Raw genomic sequence first — 14188 nt, forward strand, 5'->3', positions numbered from 1 at the left:
TGCAAACATTCGTCAGGGGGCGATCGGGGCTGCGAGCACGCCGGCGGGGTCGTAGGTGCTGCGCACCGAACGCCACCGGGCCAGGTTGCCGGCGAGGTAGCGCCCCATCGAGGCGCCCGCCTCCAGATAGTTCACGTAGCCGCCGGTCGAGTAGGGCGCGAGCGCCGCGTGCGCCTGGCCGATCCACCGGTAGGCGGAGGTGTAGTTGGTGCCGCCGACGTACCACTGCACCGTCGCGAGATGGTCGCGCCAGGGGAAGGCGGTCGCCGTCGCCGACGGCGTTGAGACTGCGCCGGTCAGCGGGTCGATGATCGCCGACCCGGTTCCACCCGCGGCCGAGCGCGCCCGCATGGTGCCCAGCAGCGCGGAGGCGACCGCGGTGTTCATGCCGCGCAACACGTCGGAGCCGGCCGACCACGGTTGCCGCGCCGAGGTCGTACCACCGCCGAAGTAGCGCACGGCGGACAGGTAGGACAGCTGCTGGTAGCTCGCCGACGATGCGCGCACGCCGATCGCCGAGACGAGGGCTGCGGCAGCGGCTCGCTCGTCGCCGGCCTCGGTCGAACCGACGACGCTGATCGAGATCCCGCCGTTGCCGAGCGCGTTGACATGCACGTTGGCCCAGCGTCCGAGCCCCGTCGATGCGGCCCATCGGGCCCACCCGTTCAGCACGGCCACACCAGCCGAACTCGGGAAGGTCAGTCGGAAGGTGCCCTTGGCGGTGGCGCTGTGGGTTGCGAAGGTCAGGCTGGTCACGATCGCGGCGCTGCCTCCGCCGCCACCGCGCAACGCCCAGAAAAGATCGGGCTGCGCCGATGCCGAAATCCGAAGTGCCGCACCGGTTCCGGTGACCACCGTCATCGAGGTGACACGGTCGCACGTCATCCCCCAGCGTCGGGATTCCACCCCGATGCCGCCGCCGGTGGTGAGTCCGGTGACGCCGACGGTCGGGCAGGTGCCGGTCGGGATCGCCAGTGCGCGCGCGGCGAGCGCGGCCTTCACCGGGTACAGCGTCGACCCGGTGAAGACCTGCACCGACGTGCCGGTGATGATCGAGCCCCAGGCCATGCCGCGCAGGTCGAGCACGATCGTGCCCGACGCCGCCGAGGCACCGACGTAGGAGTGTCCGCCCGAGCGCGGCGAGATCTTCAGCCCGTATCGCCGGGCGAACGCGACGGTCTGCTGGATGTCGGCCTGCGCGACCGGCCGCACCACCGCCAACGGCGTCGCACCGTCGTAGCGCGTGTTGAAGATCAACTTGCTGGAGCCGTAACCGCTCGATCCGGGTCGGTACACCGGACCGCTGACGGCACGGTCGAGCGCCGTCCAGTCGGGCGCCGCCGAGGCGAGTGCGGTGGCAGGTGCGGCGCGTCCGACCATCGCGCCGAAGGCGGCACCGGTCGTTGCTCCGAGCAGCGAACGACGTGAAAAGTCCATGATCCGAACCCCCGTTCACGAGGTCGCCCGACCTCGTGGTTTCCACTGTCCTCCCGCCGTCGGTGATGCGCCATGGGTAGTTCGTCCCATCGCCGGGTGACACCGGCGACACAGGCGTGCCACAGCGGACGGCGCCATCGTCTTTCCCGTCCGACACCACGTCCCGACACCACGTCACTGGAGGTCTCGATGAACCCTGCCGATCACCCCCGCTCTGCCCACGACCCGTTCGCCGGTGCGCCCGCGCAGCAGTCGTCCGCTCAGCAGTCGCCCGCAGGTCAGTCGCCCGCGCAGATGAAGCCGGCCTCGGTCACGCAGGAGCGCGAACTGAGCGTGCCCGAAGCCAACCAGCGACGTTGGTCGGGCAAGAAGACCGCGGTGGTTGCGGCGATGGCGATCGGGCTGGCGTCGGCCGGCGCCGCCGGGGCGTCGGCGTCCGTCCCACTCGGGTCGAGCATCGGTGGGGGTGACGGTCGCCAGATGGGGCCCGGCGGACGCGGCGGCATGGGATTCCCGGGCGGCGGTGAGTTCCCGGGCGGGACGATGCCGAACGGGTGCGGCTCGGAGTCGACGCAGCAGGGTCAGCAGGGCCAGCAGGGTCAGCAGGGCCAGCAGCCCCCGTCGTGGGGTCAGGGCAGCGTGCCGACGAAGCCGGCCTCGGCGACCAACCAGACCACGTAACCGCCGGCTCGGGCAGCGGCACGGCCAGAAGATCGGCGCGGCCGCCGGGCAGGATCAGCCACGTCGGCGGCGCATCCGCTCCTGCAACTTGCCGACTTCGCCCATCGGGTCCTTACCGGCGCGCACCTGCTTGGCCGACCGGATCATCGCGGCGTCGTACGCCTTGCGGGCATACCGCTTCGCGTTGTAGGCGGCCACGCCGTCGGCGTCGGTCAGCACGATGAACTTGCGCTGCCGCACGCCCTCGAGCGCCTTCGCCGCCACCTGCTCCGCCGAACGCGGCGCCTTGGTGATGAGGTCGACCGCGCTCTGTTCAGTCTCGACATCCTTGCCCTGCAACGAATCTGCGAGGTTGGTGCGGAAGAACGACGGACAGATCACCGACACCTCGATGTTGTCGGGGGCGAGTTCGTGACGCAGCGTCTCCGACACCGCGACGACCGCTGCCTTCACCGCGTTGTACGACGCCATCGTGGGGGCGTGAACCAGACCGGCGAGCGATGCGGTGTTGACGATGTGACCGCCACCGGCCTCGCGCATCATCGGCACGAACGTGCGGCAGCCGCGGACGACGCCGAGCAGGTTGATGTCGATGATCCAGTGCCAGTTGGCCATCGACTCGACATCGATCCGTCCGCCGGCGGCGACTCCCGCGTTGTTGAACAGTAGGTCGAGCCCGCCCCAGGTGGCCTCGACCCAGTTGCGGGTCTCCTCCCACGCCTCGTCCGATCGCACATCGAGTTGCCGGTATTCGACGCCGGCCGGCAGCACGCCCTCCGGCGCGACCTCGTGCACGTCGACGACGAGCACCTTCGCGCCGTCCGCCACCAGTTCCTTCGTCATTGCCAGCCCGAGACCCGACGCACCGCCGGTGACCAGGGCTCGCTTGCCGGTGAAGGATTCGGGGTCGCGTCGCAACGGGTTCTTCATGCGCGGGACGTTACCGGCTCGACCCGTCCCGCAGAGGCCGCACACCCTCCCGCAAACGCTGCGGTTCCCGACAGATGCTGCTGTTGCAACAGCAGCCTCTGTCGGCAGGTGCAGCGTTTGCGGGGTGGGCGGGTCGAATGTTTGCGGGTGGACGGGTCTGCGGCTTGCGGGTGGTGGTGCTGCACGGCCAGTCGCCCTGTGGATGAACCAAGGGTTTCGAGGGGCTGTGGATACCGAACGGTAGCGAATTCTTCTGTCTTTCAGCGAAATTCGTGTCCTGAACCCTTGTGCGCCGGTTCGAACGGACGTACGATGAAGGCATTCCGGACGGCACACCCGGGGAGGGGGATCCGCGCATGAGCATCGACGAACAGTTCGACCAGCGGTACGACTCGTACCCCGGTGAAGCCGCCGCCTGCGCCGAGGCCATCACGTCCTCACTCGAATCGATCACCCGCCTCGCCCACCTGCCCGCAAACCTCACCGACGCCGAACTCACCGACGTCACCCGCTCGGCTCTGCTGGTGATGCAACAAGCTGAAGCGACCGTGGTCGCACTCACCGCGGACGCGATCAAACGCGGTGCGGTCTACCGCTCCACCGCAGCCGACGCGACCCAATGGGTTCAACGCCTGTCCACCGGCGAAGCCGCCTCCGCGCTGCTCGGCGCCGAAACGGTCACGGTGTCCGGGCCGCTGGTCCCCATTGATGAACCCGTCGATGAAGCGACCACCGACTCGACCGGCGGCTCGACCGAGGGCTCGACCGAAGACTCCTGCGAGGAACTGTGGCGATCCGGCATGGAACCCGCGCACGCCACGCGGATCCGCAAACTCGCCGACGCCGCCCAAACACCCCGGCACCAGAAACTCATCGACGCGGTCATCACCGGACAGGTCAACACCACCATCGCCAAAACCAGCCTCGACACCATTGACAAGATCAAAGCCGTCCTGCCCAACGCGGAATGGGACGAGATCTACGACTGGCTACTCACCCTCGGCCCCGGCTCCGGTGCGAAAACCGTCCGGGAACTCACCAAACGGATCCTCGCCCAATACGGCGACGACGTGTTGGACGAGAAAGAGGACGCCCTCCAAAACGTCGAATCATTGTCCTGGACCGACCTGCCCGAAGGGATGATCCGGTTCATCGCCGACCTGTCCCCCGACCACGCCCAAGCCTTCATCCAAGCCATCCAGGCATTGGCCGCACCGTCACCGAAGTCCGACTGCTGCGACAACCCGCACCACCGCCACACCCCCGACGAGAACGGCAACTCCCGCAAGACCGGCGACCCCGACCCCCGCACCCCCGGCAAACGCCGCGTCGACGCCCTCCTACTTCTGCTCGGCCTCGGCGCCGAAGCAGTCGACGCCGACGGACAGGTCAACACCCGCGGATCAGCAACATTGGTCGTCACCATCGACTTCGCAGTCCTCGCTGGCATCCTCGCCGGCCTCGGCATCACCGACACCGGCGTCGGCATCACCCCCGACACGGTGAGACAACTCGCCTGCGACGCAGGCATCCTGCCGATGGTCCTCGGATCTAAGAACCAACCCCTGAACGTCGGACGCAAACGAAGACTCGTCGACAACGAACTACGACGCGCCGTCATCCACCGCGACAAACACTGCACCTACGCCGGCTGCGACCGACCACCCGTCATGTGCGAAGTCCACCACGTCGAATCCTGGTGGGCCGGAGGCGAACCTCACTTCAGAACAGTGCCCTCCTCTGCACAACACATCACCGGATCGTGCACCGCGACAACCTCACCGCCACCGGCGTCACGTGGGACTACGCCAAGACCGCGTCTGCGGCCTGACCCGTGACTGCCTGGTCACGGTGCAGTGGGTCAGCCGTCCTGGAGCATCGCGCGAATGTCGTCGGCAGTGATGGCACCGCTGGCGCCTTCGCCGCCGTCGACGACCCGAGCGAACAGGTCACGCTTGCGCTCCTGCAGTTCGACGACCTTCTCCTCGATCGTGCCCTGGGAGACGAGGCGGTAGACCATCACCGGGCGGTCTTGACCGATGCGGTGGGCGCGGTCGATGGCCTGCGCCTCGGCGGCGGGGTTCCACCACGGATCGAGCACGAACACGTAGTCGGCCTCGGTGAGGGTGAGTCCGACGCCGCCGGCCTTGAGCGAGATGAGGAACGCCGCGGCGTCGCCGTCCTTGAACTCGTCGATGACCGCCTGCCGGTTGGTGGTCGAACCGTCGAGGTAGGTGGTGGTGATCGCCGCGTCGTGCAGCGCCGACTCGACCAGCCGCAGGTAGGAGGTGAACTGGCTGAACACCAGCGCCCGGTGCCCCTCGGCCGACAGTTCGCGCAGTTGGTCGACGAGGAATCCGATCTTCGCGCTCGGCTCGCGTGCGGTGTACTCGTCGTCGACCAACCTCGGGTCGAGCGAGATCTGCCGCAACCGCGTCAGCGACGACAGGATCGCGATGCGGTTGGCGTCGGGGTCGTCGAGCAGACCGAGGATGCGTTGCCGCTCCCTCTGCAGCTGCCGGCGGTAGTAGCCCTCGTGTTTGCCGGTGAGCGTGATCTCCTGCAGCTGGATCTGCTTGGGCGGCAGGTCGGCGGCGACGACCTCCTTGGTGCGGCGCATCATCAACGGACGGATCCGGCGGCGCAGCATGTCGAGCTTGTCGGGCTCGGCGCCCGACTCGATGGGCTTGCGGTAGGTGCTGGAGAACAGCTCCGGCTTCGGGAAGAGCCCCGGTGCGGCCAGCGCGAGCATCGACCAGAGATCCATCAGCGAGTTCTCCAGCGGGGTGCCGGTGATCGCCAGGGTGAATGGCGAGCGCAGCCGCTTGGCCGCGTGGAAGGTCTTGCTCTGGTGGTTCTTGATGAACTGCGCCTCGTCGAGCACCAGACCGCGCCAACCCAGCGACCTGAACTCGTCGGCGTCCAACCGCAGCACGGTGTAGGAGGTGACCACGATCGCGGCACCGGAAACGGTGTCGCTCAACGGTTCCGGACGCTTGGCAGCGGTGTTGCGGACCGCGACCACCGGCAGGTCGGGCGCGAAGGTCGCGGCCTCACGCACCCAGGTGCCGACCATCGACGACGGCGCCACGACGAGCACCGGGTCGGTCAGTTCGCCCGCCTCGTGGGCACGAGCCAACATCGCCAGCGTCTGCACGGTCTTGCCCAGACCCATGTCGTCGGCAAGCACACCGCCGAGCTGGGCGTCCCAGATGCTCGCGAGCCAGTGATAGCCGTCCACCTGGTACGGACGCAGGGTCGCCTTGAACCCGTTCGGCACCGCCGGCGGCTCGCTGCGTCCGACGGCGTTGACGGCCGCCACCCGTTCGGTCCACGCCGACGACGCGCTGCTGACGACCCCGAGTTCGACGAGTTCGTCCCAGTAGCCGAGCTGGAACTTGTTGAGGCTGAGGCCGTCACCGCGCCGGTCGGACAGCTCCCTCGCCTCGGAAATGAGCGACGAAAGCCGTTGCAGCTCAGGGTGATCGAGTGAGAACCACGTGCCGGAATCAAGCAGCAGCAGGTCGTCGCCCCGGGCCAGGGCCCGGAACAGCGGTTCGAAGGGCACCTTCTCGCCGCCGACCGTGATCTCGATCCGCAGGTCGAACCAGTCGATGTCGTCCGACTCCTCGGCGCCGATCTCGATCAGCGGTTCGTCCTGCGCCTCCTCGAAGATCGGCAGGTCGTCGGCCCGCTCGATGATCACGAGGTCGTGGTCGTCGAGTTCGGCCAACAGGTTGGTGAACTTCACCGCGGCGAAGTCGCAGAAGACCTCGACGTCCTTGGGCCACCACCCGATGCCGCCGATCGCCTCGAGCATCGACGCGCGTCGCAGCACGCCCTCGAGTTGCTCGACCAGCACCCGTTCGGCCGACCGGTCGCGACCGGCCCACGCGGTGGCGTCGAGCGCCATCGAGTGCAGTTCGCCACCGGGATAACGCACCCGAGTGCTCACCCGGACGGCGGTGTCGGACTCGCGCTCGACCCGCAGGTGCAGCCGCAGCGGCTCGACGAGCGCGGCCCGCGGACGGTCGATCGACCCGCCGGAGACCACGCCGTAGCGGCGCGCCAGCTTCGGCAGCTGCGCCTCGCGGAACGAGTCGGCCATCGCCTCGGGCACGGTGACCGGCCCGTTGGTGGCCAACCACTGCGCCATCGACGACATCGGCCGGTCGAGCCCGGCGAGCACGAGGCTCTGGTCTTCGACGATCACCAGACCGTGCACCGGGTCACCGATCAGCACGAGCCGTCCGGGCCGGTGCAGGTCGATCTCGGTGCGGCCGATGAGTTCGCCGTGGGGCCCGTCGGCAAACCGGACGTCGGTGCGCACCGGGCTCGACAACAACTCGACCGTGGCGTCGGGGTGGGCGAACGCGGGCAGCAACTCGACGCCGGCCGCGACGGCCAACTGCAGGTCGTCCCAGACGCCGCCGCCGAGCTCGTCGAGGGTCAACCGGGGTGCGCGGGTCATCACATTGCCGCCGGCACGCCAGCGTTCGAGGATGCGGGCGAGCGCCTGCGACTGCTCGGGCACGAAGAACCGGCGGCCGGTGCTGCGGGCGTCGGTGCGCACGTCGGTCCACTCGATCGACATGTTCCAGCGGCCGGTCTTGCCGCGCCGGCACGGCACCAGCTCGAAGCGGGTGCGCGGGGAGGAGTCGGTGCCGGACCGGGGTGCCATCGTGGGCTGGATGCGCAGGCCGAGCGCGTCGGCGTCGGTGAAGGTCTGGGAGCCTTCGTCGTCACCGAGGAACCGGTCGGTGAACTCGCGCCAGGTCTCGTTGCCGTCGGGTTCGGGACGGGAGTGACCGCCGAGGGCCTCGCGTCCGGCAAGCACCATCGCCGCGACGTGTTTGCAGGCCTGCTTCACCGGGCAGGAGCAGCGCGACCTCCATTCGCGCGCGGGGGCGCCGACGCGCGGCACCGTCAACATCGCGGTGTAGGGCCGCACCGCGCCACCGGAGATGGTGCCGATCAGCAGCCGTCCGTTGTCGCCGACGTTGATCGACTCGACGCGCTCGGCGTCGACATAGCCCAGCGCTCGCTCGTAGGCGAAGCGTCCGACGTGGGCAATGACCTCCTCGTCGCTCACCTGGGCGAGCCAGGCCGCGCCGCGCACCTGGAGCGAGGGTGAGGAGACCATCTTCCGAACTTAACCCGATCCCCCGACATCCGGGAAATCACGGGGACGTCCGGGAAATCGGAGGTGAACGGGCGATTACTGCCCGGGCACCTTTTCCAGATCGGCCAGCCAGGCCTGCGCGTTGCCGTCGGACGGCGCCCGCCAGTCACCGCGCGGCGACACCGACCCGCCGGCCATCACCTTCGGTCCGTTCGGCAGCGCCGACCGCTTGAACTGGCTGAACGCGAAGAACCGCTGGAGGAAGACCTCGAGCCAGGAGCGGATCGTCGCCAGGTCGTAGGCGATCTGCTTCTCCTGCGGGTAGCCGGCCGGCCACTGGCCGGTCTCGGCGTCCTTCCAACCGTGCCAGGCGAGGAAGGCGATCTTGCTGGGCCGGTAGCCGTAGCGCAGCGTGTAGAAGATGTTGAAGTCCTGCAGCGGGTAGGGCCCGATCTTGTCCTCGGTCGACTGCATCTTCTCGCCCGGCTTGGTCGGCACGAGTTCGGGACTGATCTCCTGGTTGACGATGTCGGTGAGCACCGCACCCGTCTCGTCGTTGAACAGCTTCTCGTCGACCACCCACCGGATGAGGTGCTGGATCATCGTCTTCGGGATGCCGGAGTTGACCGTGTAGTGCGACATCTGGTCGCCGACGCCGTACGTGCACCAGCCGAGCGCGAGCTCGGACAGGTCGCCGGTGCCGAGCACGATTCCGTTCTCCTTGTTGGCGATCCGGAAGAGATAGTCGGTGCGCAGGCCGGCCTGCACGTTCTCGAAGGTCACGTCGTGCACCGGCTCGCCGTCGCCGAACGGGTGGCCCATGTCCTTGAGCATCTGGGTGGCGGTCGGTCGGATGTCGAGTTCGGCGAAGCTGACGCCGAGCCCTTCGGCGAGCTTGTACGCGTTCGACTTGGTGTAGTCGGACGTCGCGAAGCCGGGCATCGTGTAGGCCAGGATGTCGGTGCGCGGGCGACCCATCTGGTCCATCGCCCGGGCCGCGACGATCAACGCGTGGGTGGAGTCGAGCCCACCGCTCACCCCGATGACCACCTTCGGGTCGCCGATCGCACGCAACCGTTGCACCAGGCCCGACACCTGGATGTTGTACGCCTCGTAGCAGTCGAGCGCGAGGCGCGACTCGTCGTCGGGCACGAACGGGAAGCGGTCGACCTTGCGCAGCAGCCCGATGTCACCGGACGGCGGGTCGAGCATGACCTCGACGGTGCGGAACGCGCCGGTCACCTCACCGTGCGTGCGTGTGTTGTCGTCGATCGACCCGTCGCGCAGGCGGTCCTGGCGGATGCGGTCGAGGTCGATGTCGACGACGGTGCTGCGCGGACCGTCGGGGAACCGCTCGGTCTGCCCGAGGAGGTCGCCGCACTCGTAGATCATCGTCATGCCGTCCCACGAGAGGTCGGTGGTCGACTCCCCTTGGCCCGACGCGGCGTACGCGTACACCGCCAGGCAGCGGGCAGACTGCGCCCGGCACAGCAGGTGCCGGTCTTCGGCGCGGGCGACCGTGATGGGGCTGCCGGAGATGTTGGCGAGCACGGTCGCACCGGCGAGCGAGGCCATCGACGACGGCGGCACCGGCACCCACATGTCTTCGCAGACCTCGACGTGCACGACGAGACCGGGCACGTCGACAGCCTCGAACAGCAGGTCGGGTCCGAACGGAATCTGCTTGCCGCCCAAGGCGATCGAGTCGCCGAACGACTCGTCGCCGGCCGCGAAGTGTCGCTTCTCGTAGAACTCGCGGTAGTTGGGCAGGTATGACTTCGGCGCCACCCCGAGCACCTCGCCACCCTGCACCACCACCGCACAGTTGTAGAGCCGGTTGCCGTTGCGCAGTGGTGCGCCGACGACCACGATCGGCCGCAGGTCCTTCGTCGCCGCGGCCAGGGTGTCGATGGCCGCGAGCACCCGGTCGAGCACGACGTCCTGCAGGTGAAGATCTTCGATCGCGTAGCCGCTGAGGCCGAGTTCGGGGAAGATCGCGAGCGCCACCCCCTGGGTGTGCAGCGCCCGCACCTGCTCGATCACCGTCGCGACGTTGGTGTCGGGATCGGCGATCGAGGTGGGCACGGTGCACGAGGCGATCCGGGCGTAACCGTGGGCGTAGGCACTGCGGAAATCGAAGCTGGCGGCCATGCGTCCGATCTTGTCAGGTCGTCGCCGCGGTGCGGGATCTGCCCGCATCCGAACAGCCCGCCTGCAGAATCCGCGTGAGTTTGTGGGGTTCGTCGCGTGCGCGAACCCCACAAACTCACGCGGATTCTTCGCGGTGGGTGACCGGTGGCCACACCATCGCCGTGTGACCCGGCTCACTAGGCTGGCGGGCGACCGACACCCGACCGGAGGTTCGCCGATGACCCAGACCGTGTCCCACACCAAGGGCGAGACCGACACCCCGCTGATCGAGCAGACGATCGGCGACAACTTCGACGCCACCGTCGCCCGGTTCGGCGACCGCGAGGCGCTCGTCCACGTGGCCCAGGGGAAGCGGTGGACCTACCGCGAACTGCAGGCGGACGTCGACCGGCTGGCCCGCGCGCTGATGGCGGCCGGGGTGACCAAGGGCGATCGGGTCGGGATCTGGGCGCCCAACTGCAGCGAGTGGGTGCTGGTGCAGTACGCGACCGCGAAGATGGGCGCGATCCTGGTCAACGTCAACCCGTCCTACCGGGCGCACGAACTGAAGTATGTGCTGAACCAGTCGGGCATCTCGCTGGTGTTCGCGGTGAGCGAGTTCAAGACCAGCAACTACCGCGGCATGATCGAGGAAGTGCGCGGCGACTGCCCCGACCTGCGCGATGCGATCTACTTCGGCACCCCCGAATGGGAGCACCTGCTCGCCGGCGCCGATCAGGTCTCGGCCGACGAACTCGCACAGGCGCAAGTCGGACTCGACAACCACGACCCGATCAACATCCAATACACCTCGGGCACAACGGGATTCCCGAAGGGAGCGACCCTTTCGCACCGCAACATCCTCAACAACGGCTTCTTCGTGGGCGAGCGCTGCGACTACACCGAGGCCGATCGGGTTTGCATCCCGGTGCCCTTCTACCACTGCTTCGGCATGGTCATGGGCAACCTCGCGTGCACCTCACACGGCGCCTGCATGGTGATCCCGGCCCCAGGGTTCGACCCCGCCGCCACGCTGCAGGCCACCCAGGACGAGCAATGCACCTCGCTCTACGGCGTGCCCACGATGTTCATCGCCGAGTGGGGCCTGCCGAACTTCGCCGACTACGACCTGTCGAAGGTGCGCACCGGCATCATGGCCGGCTCGCCCTGCCCGGCCGAACTGATGAAGAAGCTCATCGCCACGGGCATCGAGGAGATGACGATCTGTTACGGCATGACCGAGACCTCCCCGGTGTCGACCCAGAACCGCACCGACGACACCTTCGAGCAGAAGGTCGGCACGGTCGGCTTCGTGGGCCCTCACCTGGAGATCAAGATCATCGACCCCGTCACCGGCGAGACCCAGCCGCGCGGCAAGTCGGGCGAGTTCCTGACCAAGGGCTACTCGGTGATGCTCGGCTACTGGAACCAGGACGACAAGACCGCCGAGGCGATCGAGGACGGCTGGATGCACACCGGCGACATCGGGGTGATGGACGACGACGGCTACGTGCAGATCAGCGGCCGCATCAAGGACATGGTGATCCGCGGCGGCGAGAACATCTACCCGCGCGAGATCGAGGAGTTCCTCTACACCCACCCCGACATCGTCGATGCCCAGGTGATCGGGGTGCCCGACCAGAAGTACGGCGAGGAGTTGTGCGCCTGGATCCGGATGCGACCCGGCGCCGAGCCGATCACCGCCGAATCGCTCAAGCAGTTCTGCGACGGGCAGCTGGCCCACTACAAGGTGCCGCGCTACGTCGAACTGGTCGAGGAGTTCCCGATGACGGTCACCGGCAAGGTGCGCAAGGTCGAGATGCGTGAGGTGACGTCGGCCCGGCTCGGCCTGTCCTGATCCGGCGCGCTACGTCTCACCCTCCAGCGCCGAGATCGGCCAGCACTTCGCGGGCGGCGCGCGTGCCGGATGCGAGGGCTCCTTGGATCGACGCGGTGTCGCGGTGGTCACCGGCGACGAACACGTGGTCACCCGCCCGCACCGGTTTGCGCATCTCGATCGGGGCGGGCTGCGCCGGCAGCGCGTGCGGGATGTCGTGCCGCACCAGCAGATCCCAGTCCTGGGCGCGACAGTCGTACATCGACCCGAGCCTGCGCACCACCTCGGCGTCGGACGGCACGCCCAACGCGTCGACCGCGGTTGCCTGGATGAGGTGCCGCCCTGCCGGCGCATAGCTCGGGGCGGCGTTGCTCACGACGGCGGTGTTCACGAAACCGGCCGCGTCGGTGCGGGCGTCGAGGACGAGCATGTCCGAGCTGTCCGGCCGCTCCTTGCTGCTGAACCACCACGTCACCAACCCCTTGGTCTGCGGCGCGGGCAGATCGACGAGGTCCGCGAGGTGCTGCGGGCCGACCGCGACCACGACCTTGCGGGCGGTGACGCTTTCCGCGGCGGTTCGGATGGTGACGTGGTCGGAGCGCTGGTCGACCGCGGTCACCCGCACCCCGGTGGTGACGCAGTCGCCCAGCTCGGCCACGATCTGCTGGGGCAGCGCCCGCATGCCGTCCCGCGGAAGACCCGGTGTGGCGAGGATGAACGAGCGCACCAACAGGCGCACGAAGGCTGCAGAGGAACTCCCGTCGCCGTCGAGCACGACGCCGGCGACGAACCGTTCGACGACCTCGGTGCGCAGCCCGCCGTGCAGACCCGCGTCGTCGAGCGACTTCGCCCAGGTTCGTTCGTCGCGCACGAGCCTGCCGACCGGTCCGAGTGCAGGCGCGGCCCAGCGGACGAGGCCGGAGAGCTGACCTGGCGTCAGGTATCCCGAGCGCACCATCGAGCCAAGCGCGCCCGGCTTCCTGGTCGGGTCGACGAGGGCGACCCGCCCGGTGTCACGGACGACCTCCACCCCGCGTCCGAACCGGCTCAGCCCGAGCGCATCCACGTCGATGTCGTGTCTGACCCGCGGGTAGGACGGGTTGAGCACCTGAAAACCTCGATCGCACAGATGCCCGTCGACGACGTCGGTGCTGACCCGTCCGCCGACATGGTCGTCGGCTTCCAGGACGTGGACGTCGACGCCCGCGCCGGCGAGTCGCTGGGCGCACTGCAGCCCGGCGAGCCCCGCTCCGATGACGACCACGTCGTGGGTGGTGGGTGACATCACGCATTCCCCTCGTTGTCAGGACGATGCGCCGCTCTCCCGCGGCGCGTACGGATCGAGTATGTCCGGTCGGACCGGGCCGGCGCGGTGCACAGGGCGATGGAGGATGCGCCGACCACGAACGTCAGTCCGGGCCTCGTTCGAAGCGGGGCCCGGCAGCCAGCCTGACCGGTCCGACAGCGTCCTGGAGATCAATGACCCGGCCGCCTTGCCGACCCTCGACGATGCCCTGACTGCTGAGACCCACAGCCACTTCCCGGGTGAGGGGCATCAGCTCTCGCCACTGCTGACCGCCGACCACCCGCGCAGCTTCACTCGGGCAGATGGTCGCCCCCTCGGCTCGGTGCCGCAGCAGGGTGCGGATGGTCGCAGCGAGGCGTTCCTGCTGCCCCTCGACGTCGGTGTCCCACCAGGGTCGGCCACGCTCACCGAGCGCGACCTTCGCGTCGTGGACCACCGGGCGGGCCAGGTCACCGCAGGTCTTCACCAGCCGTCGGCCACGCATCAGCACCGAGACCAGTTGGACGCGTAGGTCGTCCGGGATCGACGGGTCGGCGGCGCGCCACTTGCGGCCGCCGACGACCAGGTATCGCCCGTCGGGCGTCCGCTCCACACCGTCCCGATCGACTGCCATCCGTGCCCCCTTCGTCCCCGTTCCAGCCCATACCCGGACCGTCGATCGTAGACGCGTTGCGGGTGTACGGCGGCCCTGGCGCTCCTCACGTCGATGGCCGGTAGGGGTGTAGCGGGCATGCTCCCCGCCTCC

9 protein-coding genes are annotated in these 14188 nt (G+C 68.6%); 3 read left to right on the forward strand and 6 right to left on the reverse strand.

Annotated features, from left to right (window positions below):
* Nucleotides 1-12: 12 nt before the first annotated feature.
* Nucleotides 13-1437 carry an FAD-binding oxidoreductase gene (locus DFJ65_RS00895; RefSeq protein ID WP_115921385.1) on the reverse strand — a complete coding sequence of 475 codons (1425 nt, stop codon included), beginning with the start codon at nucleotides 1435-1437 and terminating at the stop codon, nucleotides 13-15.
* Nucleotides 1438-1626: 189 nt separating this feature from the next.
* Between DFJ65_RS00895 and DFJ65_RS00900 the strand changes: the two genes are divergently transcribed.
* Nucleotides 1627-2118 carry a hypothetical protein gene (locus DFJ65_RS00900; RefSeq protein WP_115921386.1) on the forward strand — a complete coding sequence of 164 codons (492 nt, stop codon included), beginning with the start codon at nucleotides 1627-1629 and terminating at the stop codon, nucleotides 2116-2118.
* 54 nt (nucleotides 2119-2172) lie between these two features.
* On the opposite strand, the gene DFJ65_RS00905 is transcribed toward DFJ65_RS00900, so the two are convergent.
* Nucleotides 2173-3048: an SDR family NAD(P)-dependent oxidoreductase gene (locus tag DFJ65_RS00905; RefSeq protein ID WP_115921387.1), complete on the reverse strand. Its 876-nt coding sequence runs from the start codon at nucleotides 3046-3048 to the stop codon at nucleotides 2173-2175.
* Nucleotides 3049-3404: 356 nt separating this feature from the next.
* Here DFJ65_RS00905 and DFJ65_RS00910 point away from each other — a divergent pair, with 356 nt between their 5' ends.
* Nucleotides 3405-4886, forward strand: coding sequence for an HNH endonuclease (locus DFJ65_RS00910; protein WP_115921388.1), 1482 nt, complete (start codon nucleotides 3405-3407; stop codon nucleotides 4884-4886).
* 23 nt (nucleotides 4887-4909) lie between these two features.
* On the opposite strand, the gene DFJ65_RS00915 is transcribed toward DFJ65_RS00910, so the two are convergent.
* Both DFJ65_RS00915 and DFJ65_RS00920 read right to left on the reverse strand, forming a co-directional pair.
* Entirely contained in the window at nucleotides 4910-8191 is a 3282-nt protein-coding gene (locus tag DFJ65_RS00915; RefSeq protein WP_115921389.1) for a DEAD/DEAH box helicase, read from the reverse strand.
* 75 nt (nucleotides 8192-8266) lie between these two features.
* The gene (locus DFJ65_RS00920; RefSeq protein ID WP_115921390.1) at nucleotides 8267-10321 is read right to left on the reverse strand and encodes an NAD(+) synthase; all 2055 of its coding nucleotides are present in this window, start codon (nucleotides 10319-10321) and stop codon (nucleotides 8267-8269) included.
* Between the two features lie 217 nt (nucleotides 10322-10538).
* Between DFJ65_RS00920 and DFJ65_RS00925 the strand changes: the two genes are divergently transcribed.
* Nucleotides 10539-12158 (forward strand): AMP-binding protein, encoded by a 1620-nt coding sequence (locus DFJ65_RS00925; protein ID WP_115921391.1) that lies wholly within the window; start codon nucleotides 10539-10541, stop codon nucleotides 12156-12158.
* A 16-nt stretch (nucleotides 12159-12174) separates the two neighbouring features.
* Here DFJ65_RS00925 and DFJ65_RS00930 read toward each other — a convergent pair whose 3' ends face one another.
* The gene (locus DFJ65_RS00930; protein WP_115921392.1) at nucleotides 12175-13422 is read right to left on the reverse strand and encodes an NAD(P)/FAD-dependent oxidoreductase; all 1248 of its coding nucleotides are present in this window, start codon (nucleotides 13420-13422) and stop codon (nucleotides 12175-12177) included.
* Between the two features lie 124 nt (nucleotides 13423-13546).
* Entirely contained in the window at nucleotides 13547-14056 is a 510-nt protein-coding gene (locus DFJ65_RS00935; RefSeq protein ID WP_115921393.1) for a DUF3253 domain-containing protein, read from the reverse strand.
* Between the last annotated feature and the right edge of the window lie 132 nt (nucleotides 14057-14188).

The organism is Calidifontibacter indicus (genome assembly GCF_003386865.1).
Taxonomy (GTDB): domain Bacteria; phylum Actinomycetota; class Actinomycetes; order Actinomycetales; family Dermatophilaceae; genus Yimella; species Yimella indica.